Origin of the sequence: Paenibacillus sp. SN-8-1 (assembly GCF_050995535.1) — a bacterium.
Taxonomy (GTDB): Bacteria; Bacillota; Bacilli; order Paenibacillales; family Paenibacillaceae; genus Fontibacillus.
The window spans coordinates 656,847-674,867 of the sequence record NZ_CP194782.1; the positions used below are offsets into that span (position 1 = coordinate 656,847).

General features: G+C 50.2%; 19 protein-coding genes and 1 pseudogene. 11 read left to right on the forward strand and 9 right to left on the reverse strand.

The window, feature by feature from the left end; all coding sequences use genetic code 11:
- Nucleotides 1–86 precede the first annotated feature (86 nt).
- The 6 genes from ACRRNK_RS03215 to ACRRNK_RS03240 form a co-directional block, all read right to left on the reverse strand.
- A complete protein-coding gene (locus ACRRNK_RS03215) occupies nt 87–1,442 on the reverse strand; it encodes an MATE family efflux transporter (protein WP_433945377.1) in 1,356 nt (451 codons plus the stop codon).
- Between the two features lie 276 nt (nt 1,443–1,718).
- Nucleotides 1,719–2,096, reverse strand: a complete 378-nt coding sequence (locus ACRRNK_RS03220) for a hypothetical protein (RefSeq protein WP_433945378.1) — start codon at nt 2,094–2,096, stop codon at nt 1,719–1,721.
- A gap of 80 nt (nt 2,097–2,176) precedes the next feature.
- On the reverse strand, nt 2,177–2,581 hold the full coding sequence (locus ACRRNK_RS03225) for a VOC family protein (protein ID WP_433945379.1): 405 nt from the start codon (nt 2,579–2,581) through the stop codon (nt 2,177–2,179).
- Nucleotides 2,582–2,832: 251 nt separating this feature from the next.
- Nucleotides 2,833–3,537 (reverse strand): AIM24 family protein, encoded by a 705-nt coding sequence (locus ACRRNK_RS03230; protein ID WP_433945380.1) that lies wholly within the window; start codon nt 3,535–3,537, stop codon nt 2,833–2,835.
- Between the two features lie 59 nt (nt 3,538–3,596).
- Nucleotides 3,597–4,007, reverse strand: a complete 411-nt coding sequence (locus tag ACRRNK_RS03235) for a hypothetical protein (protein ID WP_433945381.1) — start codon at nt 4,005–4,007, stop codon at nt 3,597–3,599.
- A 243-nt stretch (nt 4,008–4,250) separates the two neighbouring features.
- Nucleotides 4,251–5,189 (reverse strand): helix-turn-helix domain-containing protein, encoded by a 939-nt coding sequence (locus ACRRNK_RS03240; RefSeq protein ID WP_433945382.1) that lies wholly within the window; start codon nt 5,187–5,189, stop codon nt 4,251–4,253.
- 146 nt (nt 5,190–5,335) lie between these two features.
- Between ACRRNK_RS03240 and ACRRNK_RS03245 the strand changes: the two genes are divergently transcribed.
- Nucleotides 5,336–6,679: an MATE family efflux transporter gene (locus ACRRNK_RS03245; protein WP_433945383.1), complete on the forward strand. Its 1,344-nt coding sequence runs from the start codon at nt 5,336–5,338 to the stop codon at nt 6,677–6,679.
- A gap of 526 nt (nt 6,680–7,205) precedes the next feature.
- The gene (locus ACRRNK_RS03250) at nt 7,206–9,368 is read left to right on the forward strand and encodes an endonuclease MutS2 (RefSeq protein WP_433945384.1); all 2,163 of its coding nucleotides are present in this window, start codon (nt 7,206–7,208) and stop codon (nt 9,366–9,368) included.
- 16 nt (nt 9,369–9,384) lie between these two features.
- Here the strand turns inward: ACRRNK_RS03250 and ACRRNK_RS03255 are convergent, their stop codons facing one another.
- Both ACRRNK_RS03255 and ACRRNK_RS03260 read right to left on the reverse strand, forming a co-directional pair.
- Nucleotides 9,385–9,519, reverse strand: coding sequence for a hypothetical protein (locus ACRRNK_RS03255; RefSeq protein ID WP_433945385.1), 135 nt, complete (start codon nt 9,517–9,519; stop codon nt 9,385–9,387).
- Nucleotides 9,520–9,568: 49 nt separating this feature from the next.
- Nucleotides 9,569–10,057: a GAF domain-containing protein gene (locus ACRRNK_RS03260; RefSeq protein WP_433945386.1), complete on the reverse strand. Its 489-nt coding sequence runs from the start codon at nt 10,055–10,057 to the stop codon at nt 9,569–9,571.
- Nucleotides 10,058–10,234: 177 nt separating this feature from the next.
- Here ACRRNK_RS03260 and ACRRNK_RS03265 point away from each other — a divergent pair, with 177 nt between their 5' ends.
- From ACRRNK_RS03265 to ACRRNK_RS03280, 4 genes are all read left to right on the forward strand, one after another.
- Nucleotides 10,235–10,528, forward strand: a complete 294-nt coding sequence (locus ACRRNK_RS03265; RefSeq protein ID WP_433945387.1) for a hypothetical protein — start codon at nt 10,235–10,237, stop codon at nt 10,526–10,528.
- Nucleotides 10,529–10,707: 179 nt separating this feature from the next.
- A complete protein-coding gene (locus ACRRNK_RS03270; protein WP_433945388.1) occupies nt 10,708–12,102 on the forward strand; it encodes a DNA-binding protein in 1,395 nt (464 codons plus the stop codon).
- A gap of 308 nt (nt 12,103–12,410) precedes the next feature.
- A complete protein-coding gene (locus ACRRNK_RS03275; protein ID WP_433945389.1) occupies nt 12,411–12,533 on the forward strand; it encodes a hypothetical protein in 123 nt (40 codons plus the stop codon).
- 172 nt (nt 12,534–12,705) lie between these two features.
- On the forward strand, nt 12,706–12,924 hold the full coding sequence (locus tag ACRRNK_RS03280; protein WP_433945390.1) for an aspartyl-phosphate phosphatase Spo0E family protein: 219 nt from the start codon (nt 12,706–12,708) through the stop codon (nt 12,922–12,924).
- A 99-nt stretch (nt 12,925–13,023) separates the two neighbouring features.
- Here the strand turns inward: ACRRNK_RS03280 and ACRRNK_RS03285 are convergent, their stop codons facing one another.
- Nucleotides 13,024–14,007, reverse strand: a complete 984-nt coding sequence (locus ACRRNK_RS03285; protein ID WP_433945391.1) for an alpha/beta hydrolase — start codon at nt 14,005–14,007, stop codon at nt 13,024–13,026.
- A 173-nt stretch (nt 14,008–14,180) separates the two neighbouring features.
- Between ACRRNK_RS03285 and ACRRNK_RS03290 the strand changes: the two genes are divergently transcribed.
- From ACRRNK_RS03290 to ACRRNK_RS03310, 5 genes and pseudogenes are all read left to right on the forward strand, one after another.
- Nucleotides 14,181–14,762, forward strand: coding sequence for a GNAT family N-acetyltransferase (locus tag ACRRNK_RS03290; RefSeq protein WP_433945392.1), 582 nt, complete (start codon nt 14,181–14,183; stop codon nt 14,760–14,762).
- Between the two features lie 2 nt (nt 14,763–14,764).
- On the forward strand, nt 14,765–15,520 hold the full coding sequence (locus ACRRNK_RS03295; protein ID WP_433946791.1) for an energy-coupling factor transporter transmembrane component T family protein: 756 nt from the start codon (nt 14,765–14,767) through the stop codon (nt 15,518–15,520).
- Between the two features lie 98 nt (nt 15,521–15,618).
- Nucleotides 15,619–16,212 (forward strand): ECF transporter S component, encoded by a 594-nt coding sequence (locus tag ACRRNK_RS03300; RefSeq protein WP_433945393.1) that lies wholly within the window; start codon nt 15,619–15,621, stop codon nt 16,210–16,212.
- Between the two features lie 51 nt (nt 16,213–16,263).
- Nucleotides 16,264–16,671 (forward strand): annotated as a pseudogene (locus tag ACRRNK_RS03305) (energy-coupling factor ABC transporter ATP-binding protein); the annotation flags it as partial.
- A gap of 453 nt (nt 16,672–17,124) precedes the next feature.
- Nucleotides 17,125–17,868 carry an ABC transporter ATP-binding protein gene (locus ACRRNK_RS03310; protein ID WP_433946792.1) on the forward strand — a complete coding sequence of 248 codons (744 nt, stop codon included), beginning with the start codon at nt 17,125–17,127 and terminating at the stop codon, nt 17,866–17,868.
- The last annotated feature ends 153 nt before the right edge of the window (nt 17,869–18,021 follow it).

The following is an 18,021-nucleotide window of genomic DNA, read 5'->3' on the forward strand; positions in this document are numbered from 1 at the left end:
CATAAGAGCCGGAGATTATATCTCCGGCTCTTATTTGCGTAGATGTTCAGTTATGAGTAGCTTCGTGATCCAGCTGGTTTTTGATTTCAAGCAGATAAATCAGATACAAGGTTTTTCATCCACTTCTTGGAACGGATACGCACAGCACCGACAAAGAAACGAACGACCTCTTCAAGAGACAGGATAAGATAAACCCAGTAAATAGGCTGATTGAAGACGAATGACAGCAGTAAGGCGGATGGCACGCCGATGATCCAAGTTGTAGCCGACTCCATGACAAACACAAATTTGCTGTCTCCGCCGCTGTTCAGCACGCCGCCAGCTTGGATCATGTTGGCAACCTTCACCCAGAGGAAGCCGGCGAACACCCATACGAGATACATCCCCAGACGATGTGATTCATCGGAAATATTAAATACGGACACATAAAGCGGAGAGATCACTGCAAGAATGACACCGATCACCAGTGAGACCATTACACCAAGTCTAATCAGTCGCCGGGCAAAATCATATGCAGCGTCGTTGTCACCTGCACCCAATTTTTGCCCAACCATAACGCCAGCCGCACTAGCGAGTCCGGCCAAGAGTGCAATACTTAAACCTTGAAGCGGGAAAGTAATGGTCATTGCGGTCATCTCCGCTGTCCCCATCCGGCTGTAGACGACAGCATAGGCGGTCTCGCCAAGCACCCAGATCAGCTCCGTCAGAATAATGGGGTAGCATGTTGCGAAAAACTTGCGCAGCAGCGGTTTTGACACGCCGAACAGCTGCTTAAACCCATCTGCGCCAGGAAGCCGGAACTTATAAACTGCGCCGATAATAAGAAGGCATTCCACTGTCCGTGCCATTGCCGTCGCGGCAGCTGCTCCCATAAGTCCCCATTCAGGCATACCAAGCTGGCCGAAAATAAGTCCATAATTGAGAACGATATTAAGCCCTACGGCGATCAGGCTTATGTACATTGGCAGTTGGGTGTGTCCTGTGCTGCGCAGTATGGCCGAGTACATCATCGTTAACATGGAAGGTATAAAACTTAGCGCAAACACCTGGACAAACACCGATCCTTCTGTCTTTACTGCGGTGTCTGAAGTGAAAATACCGAGGAACATTTCCGGCATGAAGAATACGAATATGGTGAACAATCCGGACAAAACCAGGCCTGCCCCGAGGCCAAGACCGAGAAGATGGGATATACTCTTACGATCTCCGCCGCCCCAGAACTGGGACGCATAGATGGATACCCCCGTCGCAAGACCCGCGAGAACGACGGACAAGATACCGTATATTTTCACCGACATGCCTACCGATGCGATGGCCACGTCACCAAGCTGCCCGACCATCAGCTGATCCGTGAGGTTGAGCAAGGACATAATTAAACTTTGCAGCGTCACGGGAACGGCAATTTTCAACACTTGTTTATAAAAATCGCCAGACTTCTTCATGATATGTTTTCCTCCTATTATGATTAAATGGGTTGCTGATCAGCCATTCTTGCACATAAAAAGGGTACAACCCAACAGCTCGGGTTGTACCCTTAACAGGTAACATGGCCTTCAAATTGTAAGAGAAGAACCTTATCTCTCAACAGCACTATAGCACACGGAGGTTGTCGAAGTAAGGAAAACAGTGTCGAATTCGCAATGATTCAAAATCAGTTTTCACGACTTTCAGGCAGGTCTTTAGCGACCTGCCTTTTCATTAAGTTTAAGGAACAGCGGTTATTCAAAAAATGTATGGTCGCTTACGACACGGTTCTCATCATCAAGTATGAGGAAGACGGTTGCACTAACAACTGCTTCATCAGCGCCGTTTACCGCTTGAAAGCTAAATTTCACGGCGTTGTTATTGCGGCCGATCGTTTTGTCGAGTACACGAAATCTCAAGCCTTTCTCCACGAGGTCTTTATGGATGAATGCAATATGTGTTTCGATGTCAGCATGTCCATGGATCTGCAGTGTTTGAGGCTGGGCAACTGAGACCGTCGCACTGTCACTGAGCAGCTGAGCTGCTAGTTCGTGTCGGCGCGTTTCGTCTGTCGTACTCCAGAGTTCCTTATAGAGTTGGACGAGATCCTCTGTCTTGATAGGTGTTGACATAAATAATACCCTCCTCTGATTATTTAATTCTTCCAGGTGCCATGACCACAAATTGAGGTCTCACTCAATTCGACTGTTCATCAATGCCTGCCGCTGAACCGTTTGATCGCTTCCTCGGTCACCGGCGCGAAGAGATTAACCAGATTGCCGTCGGGATCTCGAAACAGCACAGCACGGTTCCCCCATGGCATTGTGGTTGGTTCCTTTACCCATTCGTCGACAAATGGCTTTAAGCGCTCGTATTCGGCATCGACATCGTGGACGCGGAACTCAAGAATGACAGAGAGATTGTTGGCCGCCACTGCGGAACCAGCGCCGAACAGTTGCACCGTCTGGGAGTGGCCGATCGCCAGGGTGCATGATGGCATAACGAATTCGGCAAAGATGGGCGCGGGGCGTTCCGCTGAAACGCCCATGACTTTCTCATAGAACTCGACGAGACGATCCACGTCGTCGGTAATGATGCGTACAGAAGCAAAATGCATGTATTTCCCACTCCTTTATATTCATTACTCCGATTATAAAAAAACACTCCTGACAACTGTATGTCAGTAGTAAGGCTGTCGAGGACTTTCTCGACAGCCTGAATGCATGCTGCCACACAATTAGTGTCAGCATGCATTGTTGTTCAACTAACGGGAGACGTTGGTTCAATCAAACAGCGGTAGTCTCGGACTTTAATTTCCGGTCCGAGGCTACCGCTGTGTTTTTTATTCAAGCCAGTCATTCACTGTCATTATTTGATAAATACGCCCCCGAACGGAATGACCTCCCGAAGAAATCGCTTAACGATGCCGTCATTGCTCAGGTCCTGCTCCAGACGATGGCTTTGACGCCCTGCCTGAAGGATGACTTTCCCTGAGCCTGTCATCTTCCACTGATAGCTCATGTGCTGACTGGCCAAATGATTCCCGTATACCGACAACTCCATTCTTGCATTCTCCGGGTAAGCCACGACGCTGCCAGCATCGACATACAGCGGCTCTTCCGGGTCGAGAGTCACCTCGCATACCTGGCCTTCGGTCAGAATGCCGATCTGCCCGCTGCCTGAGAATTTCATCTTCACGGCATCCCGAGTGATCAACATATTCTTCATACTCAAGATCTGGGTCTGCATGCTTACCCCCTCCGTATAAAAGAAGAGATGACGGAAGTCGTACAGAAGATCGCTCTCTGGGGTCAGCTCGATCGGCTTCATACTGTACGACGTAGGAAGGGCGGCTACAAATTCACAGCTGCCCTTCAGATCGGCCTGGATCAGCTTCTTCTTCCTGTACATCCCCTTCACATTCATAAGACGGTCGCTCCGGTTGCCGGACGGCCCCTTGAAGGCAATAATCTGCTGAGGATGAAGAACGTGAATCTTCTCGTTCTCTTCAAGCAGGAACCGAACCGCTTGTCCACCAATGTGGCTTGATTCAGTCTCTTGGATGAGCTGCATGGCGGTTCTCCTTCCTAAGTCTAAGTAGATTGCTCTGCTAAAGGGCAGCGTGCTTGGCTTTAGCGCCTCAGGACGACGCGAAGTACTCTCAGCAGGATAAAGTATCCGGCTAGCAGTGCGGCCCCGGTAATCAATAGAACGCGAATCCGCTTGGAGCTGGCCTGGCGGGCAGCCTCTTCATCCATAAGGGACTGCACAGTCTCGGTCAGCTTCTTGTTCTGCTGGATTAAGGCTTCGTTCTGCTGACGGTAGGACTCCATAGTCCCTTGAGCCTCTTCAAGTTTGCTCACCGTGCTTTTATATTCCTCTTTCAATTGATTGACTTCGCTAGGAAGCTCGGATATTTCTTGGACTCCATTGAACAGGTCGTTAAAGTACCCGGCGTTAGCTGAAGGTGAAATATAAAGAGCGCCTGCACACAGCATTGGCAGAAGCGCCAAAATAATTTTTCGGAATAGGCAGTGCTTCATCCAGGTTCACCACCTTACGATTAATAGGTTCTAATCAGTATTACGTATGAAATTTACACAAAGTTTCTAAGGGAAAAGGTCTGGTCCAGGGATATATTTATCATTACCCCATACAGGACTGATACCTCCTTATATGTCACTTTTCTAACTGCGTTATATCCATAACAATCTTGAATGTAAAGGTTTGGAAAATATAAATTTCGAGAAAGCGTTATCACGATATTTCTATCATTCTGTGTGAAATTAAGCAAACCGCTGTCTGAATTGTCGCGGTGACAGTCCTTCTTGCTTAACGAATGAAGAAGTAAAGTAGGCAGGATGGTTGAATCCCACCTCTTCCGAGATCCGTGTAATGGATAGATCGGTCTGCAGCAGCAGCAGCTTGGCTCGGGCGATCCGGTATTTCAGTAAGTAAGCCGCAGGCGAGGAGCCGAATACCTTTTGCATACAGCGGGCGATATAGACAGGATGAAAGTTCAGATGTTCCCCAAGCGCCTTGGCCGTTACTTCCTCCTGATAATGAGCTCTGAGATAGGCGGCAGCGCGCTCTGCGCAAGCAACCTTTGGAGAAGGAGCATCTGTAGTCAGCGTATCGGACAGCTGCTGAATCACTTCCTGGAACAGAGCCTGCTGACGCAGCCGTGCGCCAGGCAGGTGAAAGTTCTGATTCATCAGGGTAAGCTCCTGAAGTATGTTGTAGAACTTATCAGGCTGCAGCAGGGGCGTGTACTGTGGAACCCGGATCATAAAGGGAGTAATAGAATAGGCCGGCAGGAACGTAGGTGCCTCTACGGCAAAATCCCGTTGGTACGCTGGGTCTGACATATGCTCGTCAATAGGCTGCCACTCTCCTTGGGTATGGAAATGCAGCCAGTAATAATGAGTCTCTTCCGTGCATGCGAAGCTGGAATAGTGATAAGCGTCAGGACGGAGGATGAGCGAGTGCCCTTCTCTTACCTCATATTGCCGGTCTTCTTCACCAACATATAGAGCTCCTTTCATGACCACGAGTAAATCGAACACTCCAATATTTCTTCTCGCAGGATGCTTGCTCCCGGTGGGTACCACGGCTAATCCGCTAACGATGTAATAGGGCAGGGGAGGAACAGAGAATTGCAGCAGCGGCACAGTCTTCACCTCGAGATATAAATTCAGGTTGGAATTTTTAAAGTTTGAGTTCAAATACTGATACTTCCGTCCCAGTATACCATCTATAATTTGTTTACACATACAACATTACTTGGGAAGGTGTTATAAGCGTGAGCAGCTTGGAAAAAGATAAGTTTACTCTATGGGCGCTATCATGGCCTATTTTTATTGAGTTGTTTTTGCAATTTTTGCTGGGTGCGGTGGATACCTTGATGGTCAGCCGGATTTCAGATGATGCTGTTGCGGTCGTCGGCTTCTCCAATCAGCTCTTCAACGCGTTGACCACGCTCTTTGCAACGGTAGCTGGTGGTGCGGGTATCCTGATTGCCCAGAAGCTCGGGTCGCACAGGGAAGAGGATGCCAGGACAGTAGCGATTATCTCGCTGAAAGTCACAGCTCTGATCGGAGCCTTGTTAAGCGTACTGCTGATTGCGGTTCCAGGACCTATCGCGCAAATGCTTCAGATGCCGGATGAGCTGCTGCCACTTGCGAGAACGTATATCTCTGTCGTAGGAGGCGGCATGGTTCTGACGGCCATCATGTCCACACTTAGCACAGCGATCCGAAATACTGGGAATACGCAGGGGCCGATGTATACAGCGGTCGGCATGAACATCATTCATATTGTTATGAATTATGGCTTTATTTTTGGTGCGATTGGGTTTCCAAAGTGGGGGCTTGCCGGGGTAGCGATATCTACATTGGTTAGCAGGCTCATCGCCACACTCGTGCTGCTGTTCATATTTATAGGTACATTTCAGCGTAACATTGTCTGGTCGGATCTGCGCATCTTTGATCGCAGGCTATTCAAGGAGATCATGCAGATCGGATGGCCGCTTGGCGTGAATATGGGCTGTTGGGTATTCTCGCAGTTAGCAATATTCTCATTTCTGGCTATGCTGGGTACTCAGGTGCTGGCTGCAAGAACATATATGAACACACTTGAATCGTTCTGCTTCCTTTTGGGCTATTCCATCGCTCTTGCCGCACAGATTCAGATTGCCCACCTGTTCGGAGGCGGGAAGACGAAGGAGGCTTACAAGTCCGCATATCGCGCTCTGAAGTTCGGACTGCCGCTGGTTACCATAAATGCGTTCATTCTGCTGCTCTGTGGCAAGGCCCTGCTCGGATTGTTCACATCCGATCCGGAGATCCTTACGATTGGAGTATCCCTGCTCTGGATGAATCTGCTGCTGCAGCCGGGCAAAATGCTGAATATGGCGCTTGGTGATGCACTGAATGCGCTTGGGGATACCCGGTTCGTCATGTACAACTCGCTGATCTCCATGTGGATTATCGCTACTGGATGTTCTTATTTACTCGGAGTATCGCTAGGGTGGGGCGTTGTCGCCATCTACGCATGCATGATCATCGACGAATATGTCCGCGGAATTGTGGCTCTGCTGCGCTGGAAGGGACGCAAATATTTGCGGAATAAGGAAGCCGAGATGGCGCGTGAGCGAAGCAAAAGCATTCAGACCACAACGTCTGCTCCCACTGAGGAGATGCTGAGCTTTAGCTAGAGGGATTCCTTAGTTGGGCTAGTTGACGCAAGAGCATGTCATTTGTTAAATTATAGTAAGGATTGAGCCGCAGGGATTCCCGCGTTCATTCCGTTACATTCCATTTTGGTAAGGGGAAATCTTGATGTTGGTGAACGTTCTTAACTAATAAATTTCATAAGGCTGATACGAAGGTGACGACTGGCACTGCTGCATTTATGCGGGTGTTCTGTTTGATTCTGTCCTTCTGCGGCCTGAGATTTAGTTAAGAACACGCGGTACATCAAACGGCGCCTTACCAGCTGTTTTATTTCCTATGTACACCACACCGTGCTGTTTTTCAGCACGGTTTTTTGTGTTACGGCGGGAAATTAGACAGTTATATATGGGGGGACTGAAGATGCCTGAGCTCGGCTGCTTTCGTAATAGAAGCAGTCTGAGAGACGGGTCTGTCTACAGTTCAATCCATGTTAGAGGGCAAAGAATGACGTTAGGCATTCTTTGCCCTCTTTTTGTTTTTCCATCATAAATTCAGGAGGTTACGCAAATGGAACAGCAGTATACACAAAGCACACTGGAGTACGACCAGATCAAACAGGATATCATGACGTACGCCGTCTCATACGCAGGCCGGGAGATGGTCAGCAATCTTCAGCCTACGAATCAGATTCATGTGATCAGAAGGTCCATGCAGGAGACGCTGGAGGCGAGGCTAATACTCGAAAAAGGCTCCAGCATCCCGCTCCCATCCCTGGATGGAATTGAGCAGGTCATGTCCCTGCTTGGAACAGGATATCTGTTCCGGGAAGAGGATCTTACGGCGGTGTATACCTTCCTGCACAGCTGCACACAGCTGCGGAAATATATGGCCGGCAAGCGGGAGCTGGCTCCAGAGATAAGCTCCTATGCCGCTTCGCTGTGCGAGCTTCCGGCTGTGCAGAGCGAGATTCTGAGGTGTATTCGCCACGGAAGAGTAACCGATGAGGCCAGCCGGGAGCTGGCGAAGGCCAGACAGCGCATGAATTCGGTGAAGGACCGGATTCAGAGGAAGATTCAAGGAATCATGTCCAGGTATCAGTCGATCCTGCAGGAGAGTCTGGTCAGTGTCAGGAATGGACGCTATGTTATTCCGCTGAAGAAGGAGTATTACCGCCAGGTTAAAGGGAGCGTGCTGGATTATTCGACGAGCGGTCAGACGGTATTCGTGGAACCATATGAGATTTCAGGACTTCAATCCGAGCTTGAACTGCTGCAGGGCGATGAGAGCAGGGAAGAGGCCAAGGTCCTCAGCATGCTGTCTGAGATGGTGGAGCAGGGAGCGGAAGAGATCCTTATGAATATCAAGATTACCGGAACCTATGATTTTATATTCGCTAAAGCCAGGCATGCGGTGACCATAGGAGGGCAGGCGGTCCAGCTTAGTGAGGAGGGACAGACCCGTCTGCTCGGCGCCAAGCATCCCAAGCTGCTTCAGAGCATGGTTCCGCTGGATATTGAGATTGGGAGCACCTTTAAAACGCTGATTATTACTGGGCCGAACACCGGGGGAAAGACCGTTGTGCTCAAGACCCTCGGATTATTGACGCTCATGGTACAGTCCGGTCTGCTGGTCCCGGTGCTGCCCGGCAGTCAGTTTAGCGTATATTCCAGAGTGATGGCCGTGATCGGGGACGGACAAAGTATTGAACAATCTCTTAGTACCTTCTCCGCCCAAATCCAAAGCCTGGTTAACATGCTTGAAGCAGCTGATTCACGGACGCTGCTGCTTATTGATGAGCTGGCTGCGGGAACGGACCCCGGAGAGGGGATCGCACTCTCTACTGCTATTCTGGAAGAACTGAGCGGGAAAGGGGCATCTGTACTTGTGACCACTCATTTCAATGAGCTTAAGGTACTGGCAGCGAGAACACCGGGCTTCGAGAATGCCCGGATGGAATTTGATCCGGTATCCCTGCAGCCGCTGTATCGTCTGACTATTGGCCAGGCTGGGCAGAGCTATGCGATAGAGATTGCCGAGAAGCTAGGCATTCCCGGTACTGTGCTGGGCAGATCACGAGCGCTGCTTTATAAATTGCCTGTGCGTGCAGAACGGGAAAGACAGCCCGATTATAATGAAGAGAAGCAAGAATTTGAGTTCATGGATTATAAAGGTAATAGGGAGCTAGGCTCTATGGAGCTGCCAGCACGGAGTATATTTGAAACAGCAGGAACTGGGCGGCTAGAAGCAGCAACTGAACGGACAGAAGCAGGGACCGAGAGGATGGAAGCAGCAACTGAACGGACAGAAGCAGGGACCCAGGGAATGGAAGCCGGAACTGAACAGCTAGAAGAAGACCCATTGGATCAAGCCGTATCCGCTGACTCGGAGGAAGAGCGTGAAGCTCCGGCGAACCCGGAGCCGCAGCCGGCAATACCCCGGAGAACATTTGAAGTTGGGGATGCGGTTAAGGTCACGTCTCTTGGCAAGGTGGGCATTGTCTGCGAAGCCCAGGATCGGTACGGAATCGTAGGCGTTATAGTTCAGAAGCAGAAGATGCGAATCAACCATAAGCGTCTAAAGCCGTATATCTCCAAGGAGGAGCTGTATCCTGAGGATTACGACTTCGATATTGTCTTTGAGACGAAAGAGAATCGGAAGAAGAAGAAAGTGATGAGTAAACGGCATGTGGAGGGAATGATGATCATTCATCGTCCGGATAAGGGCAGGTAACAAGTGCGGAGCGAGCTTAGAACAGCTGCTCCGAGCCAAGTGGTGTAACAATAAGGGCTGGACAGTCGATCAGCATAAAATGCATGACCAATATGACCAATATGACCAATATGAGCAGCAAGACCAGGATCACCAGCTGCAAAAAGGACATCTGCTCATCCGAATAGGATGAAGCTGATGTCCTTTTTATTAGAGCGGGTTTAGACAGCTGAGAGTTCCTTGGTAAGAACCTGGACGAACTTCTCAAGGTACTCCTTGTCCAGTTCATCAAATCTACCTTTAAGCGGACTGTCAATATCCAGCACGCCTATCAGCTGGTCGTCCTTAATTACCGGAATGACAATCTCGCTGTTAGAAGCCGCATCACAGGCAATATGTCCTGGAAAAGCATGCACATCCTCCACAACGAGCGTTCTGCGCTCCTTCGCGGAAGTTCCGCATACTCCCCGGCCCAGAGGAATACGGATGCAGGCCGGAAGCCCCTGGAACGGGCCAAGCACCAGTTCTGTACCGTCGAACAGGTAGAAGCCAACCCAGTTCACATCCTTAAGGAATTGGCCCAGGAGAGCAGAGGCATTAGCGAGATTGGCGATCAGGCTTGGTTCTCCGTGGATGAGCCCACCCAGCTGACTAAGTACAGTCTCATATTGTTCATGGCGTGTGCCATTATATTGATTTGCTTGAAACATAGGCGTTCCTCCTTTGGTGAATCAATGTTTTAATTAGAGACCTTTTCGTACTGAATGTCAACAGGGCAATCCTCAAGAACTGAGGCCTGGCAAGGCGTCAGGGTGTCTAAGTGTTTCCTTGAGGGCCGCTCGGGGTAAGTACAATCTGAGCATCTCACACCGGAAGGAGAGTTATGTATGCGCGCAGATGTGCAAAATTTATTTATCCGTATTCACATGCTTCACAATGCTGGAATGGAGGATATTAATATGGGGGACATGCTGCTGCTGCTTGAGAAGCATGGCTACAAAGTTGCCGAGCGTGAAGTGAAGCAGGAGCTTGAGAGGCTGACCGAAGACAATTTCCTCACTCCTCATGATGACCAATATTCAATTACCGGTGCGGGGATTGAAGAGTTGAAAGAGATCAGGACCGTGCTTCATGGATTGTGCAGCGAAGTTCTTCAGCCAGAGGCGGAGCAGACAAGATAGTCCAAACCTAACTGAGCTTTAACATAGTGAAAAAAAGGCGACCCAATTACTTATTTCAGGAGGATTTTCCATTTTATCCGGTGAATAACTAATAGGGTGGCCTTTTTCTATTTTAATTAACCATTTGTTAAATATATGTAATTTTGCTATTATTATGATAATAGATTAGGAGGTGCTGAATGGAGTCTATGAACTCAATTCGCTCGGAGATTGAGGATCACCTTTCGAGCTCTGGTTATACACTCACCACATTTGGACACCTTTCCGGAATGAACAGGGGCAGTCTGAGTGCGATTCTGCACGGAACTCCTCCAAAGCCTATAGCTATAAGACAATTAGATATTATTACAGAGACGCTGGGATATCCGGAAGGGTGGTTCTACCATTTATATCTGGATGAGTGTTTTTCGGGAACAAAGGTCTCGCGAAGGCGACTGGAGCCTTATTTGATCCGCTGCGCGGAGCTGAATAAGGAGGAATGTCTGAAGGCTGCAATCCTAAGATTGCTGGAAATTCCTAAACCGATCGGCATTCTTTTTGATATAGGTGAGAAGTTGTATATGAAGGGCCGGGTCACGGATTCAGCCTTGTTCCATGAGGCTGTCGCGGAAATGGAGAATGATAGTCACTCTGAACGTCTGGCGATCAGCCAGTACCGCTTATTTATGGGGAAGCAGGGACCTGATGCGGAAGAGAACTGGAAGGCGGTGATCAGGTTCGAGCCATTCCGCAAGCGGCTCCCGGAGAACCATCAGCTTGATGCCCTTCTGAAGCTAGCTAATGTCTGCTTCACGCTGCATAAGTGGAAGGAGGTGGAGAAATACTCCGATGAGCTGAGAGCATTGGCCCAGGCTGTGTATCGTGACCAATTAAGACGGAAAGTGCGGGAGAAGTCTTATGACATCCTGGAGACAGAGCGGCACCTGGTAGTCTATTATGGGCAAGGCTATCTGCTCAAGACGGTCGCGCTTCAGAAGCAGGAACTGTATGATAAAGCGAAGAAATACGTCACCGGCTATGCCGACCTAAGCTGGTTCGAGAATTTGAATGAGATAGGCTGGATGGAAGTCAAGAAATTCAAGGTCTGGGCTCAGGCGAACGCGTACACGCTTGAGATGCTTACCGGCAATATCGATATTCTTCCGGAATACTGCCAATTCTTGCAGGAGCATCCACAGGAGATTCTTCCCGGTCTGCTCACGATTATTGAATCTGCCAATAAATATGCTTTCTATGTTGACCATATAATTGAACAATGCTCCCAGGTGATTCAGAAGTTCGATAATCATGATCCTATCGAAGTGGACAGGCATTTCTCCTACCGCTACCAGCTCGCTGTCTACCATTTCAGGAAGAATCAATACGCAGAGGGAATATCACATATCTTATTTGCATTAAAGCTGGCTTTCATCCTGAACAATGATAGAGATGTCATTCAGTGTGTGACTGTGTTCGAGGCGTACCGGAATTACGCATCGGAGCAGCATAAGAGCGAGTATCAGTTCATGATGGAGGAAGTGAGAAACAAAGAGAGGAGCTATCCTTTCAGTGATAGGCGTATCCGGATTGTGTAAGGTTAGGGGGAGCAGAACAAGCAGGAGATGGAGATCTGTGGCGGCGGGCCATAGTGGAATTCTATCTGCTATATGGAATGAACTAAAGATATGAGCGCTGGATCAAGGCTAACACTTGTTGTGCAAAGGAATCGATCACGCAGTCTTTAGTTCAATCATATAAAACTTCTTTACAAGAATAGAGGTTACCTAGTATTATAGAATTAACAGGGAATATTATCCATATTAGTATAACCCTGTACACTACTCGCATATCTACTTCGGCATAAGAGAATTAAATAATGTCTGAATCGGGGGAGGTGAGCAGAATGAAGAAGGTTATCTTGTCTCTTGTCTTAGCTGTAGGAATCTTTAGTGGCATTGCTGCCACTGCACCAGCTTCTCACGGCGGCGTTCAATCTTTTATGCTCAACCATGGTGTTGGCGGCTAGGAGATCATGTCCAAGGAGCACTCGAGAGAGTGCTCTTTTAATTTATTGATAGCAGGCATTAATATTTGGGTGTTCCGACAAGGAGTGCTATATTTTTTTGTTTTTTGAAAAATATGTTTTTTGGCATCATGGGGTATGATAGTTTTGTAATGATAAGAGAGAAGGTGAGAATATGGCATCCAAAGCTTATCAACCGCATGAACGACCTAAAAAAGGCAGCAGAGTAAATGAGGAGCTCCTTATGATTATAGAGAGTCTTAGATATGAATTGGCAGCTTTGGCTGGAGAACGGGATTTCACCAACCCCCATGTTCTGGAACTTAGCCAGCGGCTGGATAAATATATCGTTATGGCACAGCACCAAATGGTCAGCGGTTATGCAGTGGAGTAGATTATGGCTAATTGTCTGTGTAGGATATTGCAGGATAACATAAGCCGCCCAATGCTTGAATGTACAAGCATAAGGCGGCTTTAAGGTGTTCCGAGGTCGTTAGTGGTGTGATATTGACGCTATAGAGATTTCGGGCCGGGCTACTTGATCTGCTGCAACAGATGAAGAGCCTTCAAGAACCTCATCGATAAAGCTATGCACCTTCCTGGTGTAACCCGCGGGATCCACTCCGTAGGCATTGGCATGAACCGCCCCGTCAATGATGAGGAGTTCCCTGACTCCGGGTTTGGCTTCATACATATCCCTACTCATTTGAGTAGGAACATAAGTATCTGCCGAACCATGTATGAATAGAACGGGCAGTAGGCTCTGCCGAACCGCACGAATAGGGCTGACCTGATTAAGACGGAACCCCGCTTTGCGTTCAAGGCGGTTATCAATCAAGGACATGAACGGGAATGCAGGTACCTTGTTCAGGACGGTCATTTGATAACGGATTAACTCTGTCAGATCCGAGTAAGGACAATCGGCAATGACAAATTTGACACTGGGATGGGCAATGCTTAAGTATTCCAGAACCGTGCCACCCCCCATAGATTGGCCGTGAAGTCCAATAAGGACATCCTCCCCGTAATGGTCATGCACCCATTTCACCCATACTTCGATGTCATATTTCTCCTGGTATCCGTAGGTGGTATAACTGCCCTGGCTTCTGCCATGACGGCGCTGATCCACCAGCAGAATATTGAATTCCCTATCCTCGAACATGCCCGCAAATTGAGCCGACACTTCCAGGGCACCCGTATATCCATGTACAATGATAGCCCAGCGTTTGGAGCCCGGATGCAATTCCAGCACATGGCCTCTCAGAAGAAGGCCGTCGTGTGAGGTGACGTTAACCTCTCTTTTAACCAAGGCATCAAATTTCTCGCGGGAAAAAGCCCCCGTTTTTTCCATAAAGTTAAACAGCCCTTCGGTTGTCTGCAGCCGCATTTGTGTAATCTGACGAAAGCCAAAGCGGGTGACCCCGCTTACAGCAAGCAGAATAAAGAGCAGCACGATAATCAAAATGGTGTATACCATCCGGGAAATCCTCCAAACTTTGTTCTTGATGACTATATTATCACCTAAATGATGCCTAGAAAATCGCACCTGGAAAATTGTTGTCAGAACTTAGGAAGGCTTTGACTAGGACGGATAAAGTATGGTTTTCTAATGTAAAGTGGTTAGGACTGCCTCAGGAAGGAGCGTATAACATGTACAGATGCGGGGGAGTCATTCCCGAGCTTGAAAGCAGCCGCCTGCGGCTCAGAAAGCTGGAGGATAGCGATGCGGCCCAGCTCTACAAATATTGGGGGGATGACGAGGTAGTAAAGTATCTGAACATGTCCAGGCTGGAATCTGTACAGGATACGCTGGATATGATTAACTTACTTAATGGCTTGTCCGAAAGTGAAGATACCCTTAGATGGGGCATTGAGTTGAAAGAAACCGGGCTTCTGATTGGCAGCTGCGGGTTCAACGTATGGCAGCTTGCTGGGGCGACCCGGGGTGAGATCGGTTATGATCTTGGAGAAGCTTACTGGGGCAGGGGCTATATGTCTGAAGCTCTGCTCACGCTTATGGAATTCGGTTATTCTGTGATGGGGCTGAACCGGATTGAAGTGCTTGTGCTGCCGGAGAACAGCGCCTCGAGGAGAATGCTGGAGAAACTCGGATTCCAGGAAGAGGGTCTGCTGAGGGAGTACCAGCAGAATGAACAGGCGGAAGGCTATATTGATCTGTATTTGTACGCGCTCTTGAAAAGGGAATTTGAACAGAGGAGGATGTCATATTGAGTATGAGGACTACAGAGTTAAGGAATCGCTTCGTTCTACAGAAGTTTGATCCGCTTAGCAAGCTGGTAGCGCTGATCAGCCTGGCTGCGCTTGCGATGCACTGGGATAATCCGCTTCTGCTGGCTTTAATGCTTGTCTTCTTGGCAGCTGCGGCGTGCATCGGGGCAGGGATGAGACTTCGAACACTTAGGCAGCGTCTGACTTTTATCGGCGGATTCAGTCTGCCTTTGTTCCTGTTGACAGCCTTTGCGGCTCCAAGCGGAAGGGTTCTGGGGTCATTCGGACCACTGGAGCTAACTACGGGAGGACTGTACGATGGCGGTGCGACTGCACTCCGAATGTGCTGTTTGTTCCTGTCCTCGTTGATCTACATCGCCTCCACGGATCCGGTGGATTTCGTGATTATTGTGGTACAGAAGCTGAGAATACCGTATCGGCTGGCATTTGGCGTGTCAATCGCGCTTACATTCCTCCCCTTGCTTGAAGCGGAGGGAAGAGCTGCCGCGGCAGCACGTGAGATACGGGGAGGTCGCCCGACTCGAGGTCTAAAAGGACGAGCGCAGCGGATCAAGAGTCATCTATCGGCCATGTTCACCGCGGCGATCAGGCGGGTTCAGCAGACGGCAGGAGCCATGGAATCCAAGGGATTCGGAGCCTATCCGGGCAGGACCTTCCTTAGAGAAGTGCCGCTGAGGAAGAAGGGGCTGCTGATGATGCTTGTCAGTGTTATGATTACAGCGTCTATGTGGGTTCTGTAGAACAGCTTTGGTGGATGATTTGAGAAAAAGGACTTGACGCGAGTTAATTGTTAACCTAAATTAATATTGTTAGTTGACAATAGAAAGGGAGAATTTAGATGGCAAGTTCCAACAAAAGTGTGTTTGCTTCATTTTCAACCATGGAAATTGTATTAATGGCCATGCTGGCCACAGCCAATGCGGTGATGACTACGTACATATCGCCCATCAATCAGGCACTCAATACTTTGGGAGGGCCGATTGCAACATCATCCATAACCGGAATATATATGATCTATGGACTTCTCGCCTATTATATTATTCGCAAACCGGGAACGGCTGTAATTACATATGGCATCGGCGGTGTGGTACAAGCCTTTATGGGCACCGCTTACGGAATTGCTTCCTGCTTCGTTGCCGCGGCATGTTACATGGTGATTGCCGAGCTTGTATTTGCAGTCGTCCGCTACCGGAAGTGGAACCTAACCGTGCTGATGATAACAGGAGGAGCCATGGTGCCGATTTGGTTCTTCTTCGCGGCTAACATGTTCCACTATACCAAATGGGGAACCTCGATCCTGCTTATTGCTCTTGGGGTAAGAATTCTGAGTGGTATTCTGCTGTGCGGCCTTCTGACTCAGGTTCTGGGAGCGGCGCTCTCAAGAACCCAGCTGCTGAGAAGATTCGCAATCAGCCGGGGACAGGAAGCCTAAACCTTGAAGGCCCCGGTTATCGAGCTGTATGACGTGACCTTTAGGTACGAGATGGAGAAGCGGCCTGCACTGAATAATCTGACTCTTCTAGTAGAGCCAGGTGAGTGGGTCGCGATCACAGGGCGGAGCGGAAGTGGAAAGTCCGCCTTATGCCAGCTTCTAAATGGGTACCTTCCCCGCGTCGGAGGCGGAGAGCGGGAGGGGATCGTTCGAATTGGAGGAATTGACCCGCTGGAAGCCGAGATTGCGGAGATTGCCGGGCGCATCGGGGTTGTCTTTCAGGACCCTGATGCTCAGCTCGTTCAAGGAAGGGTTGAAGACGAGGTTGCCTTCGGCCCCGAGAACCTGTGCGTTCCCGCACCGGTCATTGCCGGGAGGGTGAGCGAAGCGCTGGCCGCCGTCCGGCTGACGGAGCAGCGGACAAGTTCCGTGCACGCATTGTCCGGCGGACAGCGGCAGCGCACGGGCATTGCCGCGGTCCTGTCCATGCAGACGCCGGTCATCGTCTTCGACGATGCGGCGTTCAGCCTGGACAGGGCTTCGCGGGAGCATCTGCTCGCGCTGCTGCAAGCGCTGCACGCAGAGGGGCGCACGCTCTTGACGGTGTCCAGCCGCGTCGATGAAATCGCTGCGGCGGCTGGGCGCCTTGTGGTGCTTGAAGGCGGGGCCGTTGCCTTGGACGGCCCCGCGGCAGAGCTTGTGCGCACCGGGCGGGATCGCTTGGTGCAGCTCGGCGTACTGCCGCCCGCTGCGCGGCAGCCGGGCGCGGGCCGAGGCGGCACGCGGGCAGCGGCACAGCCCGGCGCGGCCTTGGGCGGCGCGCAGGCCACGGCGCAGCTCGGCACGCAGGCAGCGGCACAGCCCGGCGCGGCCTTGGGCGGTGCGCAGGCCACGGCACAGCCCGGCGCGGCCTTGGGCGGTGCGCAGGCCACGGCGCAGCTCGGCACGCAGGCGGCGGGCCAAGAAAAGGCGTCGCTGCTTGAGCTGCGGAACCTTACGTTCCGCTACCCGGGCAGCGCAGCCGCCGTGCTTCGCGGCATCAGCCTGTCTCTGCGCCCAGGGGAGTGGGCGCTGATCTGCGGGGAGAATGGCTCCGGCAAGACTACCTTGTCGCAGCTGCTCATGAACCTTCTGCCTATGCCCAGGGGGACATTTTATTGGGAAGGCAAGGAAGCAGCACGAATGAAGACATATGAGCTGGCGGAGCAGATCGGTTATTTATTTCAGGAGCCCGAGCACCAATTTGTTACCTCTAACGTACTGGATGAGATGCTGTACGGACCAAAGCTGGACCTGTCGCTGGAACCGGGGGCTTCCGTCCCGGAAGAATTGATGCAGCGGGCAGAGCGGCTGCTTGAAGCCGCTGGGCTCAGCGGAAGACAGGACGCCTCTCCTTATCTGCTGAGCGGTGGGGAGAAGCGCCTGCTGGGCGCTGCAGCCCAGTTCATGTCCCGCAAAAAGTTGTATATTCTGGACGAGCCCACAGCAGGCACCGATTACGCAGGGGCACAGCTCTTCATTAATTTATGCAGGACGGCCTACGAAGAAGGTGCGGCACTGCTAGTCATCACACACGAACCTGATCGTTTCGAAGATGAGGTCGATACGATATTTACTCTGGACCAGGGGGAACTGCACAGGACATCCATAAGATAGCTGCTTGAAGGAATAACCTTCGTGCAGCTATTTTTTGTTGGACAGGTACATGGACTTCCCTTGAACTGAGGATTATAATTAAATATTGCAATATTTCACACGGACGCCATACGTGTAAATCAACAGTTCAACCTATATAGAAGGGTAGGTCAT